This is a genomic window from Kitasatospora sp. NPDC051164 (genome assembly GCF_044455625.1).
In the GTDB taxonomy this organism is placed as follows: domain Bacteria; phylum Actinomycetota; class Actinomycetes; order Streptomycetales; family Streptomycetaceae; genus Kitasatospora.
Map to the genome: position 1 here is coordinate 1 of NZ_JBITFB010000123.1, position 1,564 is coordinate 1,564.

1 protein-coding gene is annotated in these 1,564 nt (G+C 73.7%); it reads right to left on the bottom strand.

Annotated features, from left to right (window positions below):
* A partial coding sequence (locus tag ACIBEC_RS47775) for an amino acid adenylation domain-containing protein (RefSeq protein WP_396290924.1) occupies positions 1–1,564 on the bottom strand: 1,564 nt, incomplete at both ends.

The following is a 1,564-nucleotide window of genomic DNA, read 5'->3' on the forward strand; positions in this document are numbered from 1 at the left end:
CCGGCCGTCCAACGCACCGCGTCACCCGTGCGGTAGAGCCGGCCGCCCACACCGAACGGGTCCGCGACGAACCGCTCCGCCGTCAGCCCCGGCCGGCCCACGTAGCCCTGCGTGACACCGTCACCGGCCACGTACAATTCACCCACCACACCCGGCGGCACCGGCCGCAGCCAGCCGTCCAGCACATACACCCGGACGTTGGCGAAGGGGCGCCCGATCGAGGGGTCGGTGTCGGCGTCCGGGTCCAGGGCGGCACTGAAGGAGGCCGCGACGGTGGTCTCGGTGGGCCCGTAGCCGTTGACCATGGTCCGCCCCCGGCCGAAGCGGGCGACCAGGCCCGCCGGGACGGGCTCCGCGCCGGCGATCAGGCTGCGCAGCTCGGGCAGTTCGACGTCCGGCAGGGTGGCGAGCGCGGCGGGCAGGATGATCGCGTGGTTCACCCGCTGCTCGACCAGGACCTGCGCCAGCGCCTCGCCCGCGAGCGGGCCGGGCGCCGGCAGGACCAGGGCGGCGCCCCGACCCAGGGCCATCAGGGTCTCCAGCAGCGCCACGTCGAAGCTGGTCGAGGCCAGTTGCAGCACCCGGTCCCCCGGCTGCACGCCGAGGAGTTCGGCGGGCACCGTGAGCAGCCCGCTCAGGCCGTGGTGCGGGACCTCGACGCCCTTGGGGCGGCCGGTGGAGCCGGAGGTGTAGATGACGTACGCGGGCTGGAGCAGCTCGATCGCCACCTCGGGCAGGCCGTCCGGCAGCTGCGTGTGCTCGACCAGGGCCGGGTCCAGGGTGCGCACGCCCGTGGTCGCGACGGTGGCGCCGGCGGCCTCGTCGGTTATCACCAGCCGGATGCCGGAGTCGCCGACCATGTGGTCGAGCCGGTCGGCCGGGTAGGTCGGGTCGAGCGGTACGTAGACGGCGCCGGCGTGCACCACGGCCTGCATCGCAGTCAGCCAGGCGATGCCGCGCGGCAGGGCAACCCCGACGCGTTCGCCCGGGCGGACGCCCTCGGCGATCAGCAGGTGCGCCAACCTGGCGGACCGGGCCTGGAGTTCGGCGTAGGTCAGGGTGTCGTCGGCGCAGACGACGGCGGGCAGGTCCGGGGTCCGCTCGGTCTGGCTGCGGAAGATCTCGGACAGGTTCAGCCTGGTCAGGTCGCGGGCGGTGTCGTTCCACTGGCCGAGGACCTGGTGGCGCTGGTCGGCGCCGAGCGGGTCGAGCCCGGCCAGGGTGGTGGAGCCGTCGGCGGCGACGACGCTCTCGGCGTGCCGCACCAGCTGGTCGCGCAGGCCCTCGACGGTGCTGCGGTCGAAGACGGCCGGGTCGTAGGGCAGGATCAGCTCGATCCGGTCGCCGGCGTAGGCCAGCAGGTTGAGCGGGTAGTTGGAGGCCTCGATCGCACTGACGTCGCTGACGGTCAGGCCGCGTTCGGCGGCCGCGTCGATGTCCAGCGGGTAGTTCTCGAAGACGACCAGCGTGTCGAACAGGGCCTGGTCGGTGGGCAGTTCGCTGACGGCCTGGATCCGGGTGAGCGGGAGGTAGTCGAAGCGCCGGGCCTCGACCTGCTCGGCCT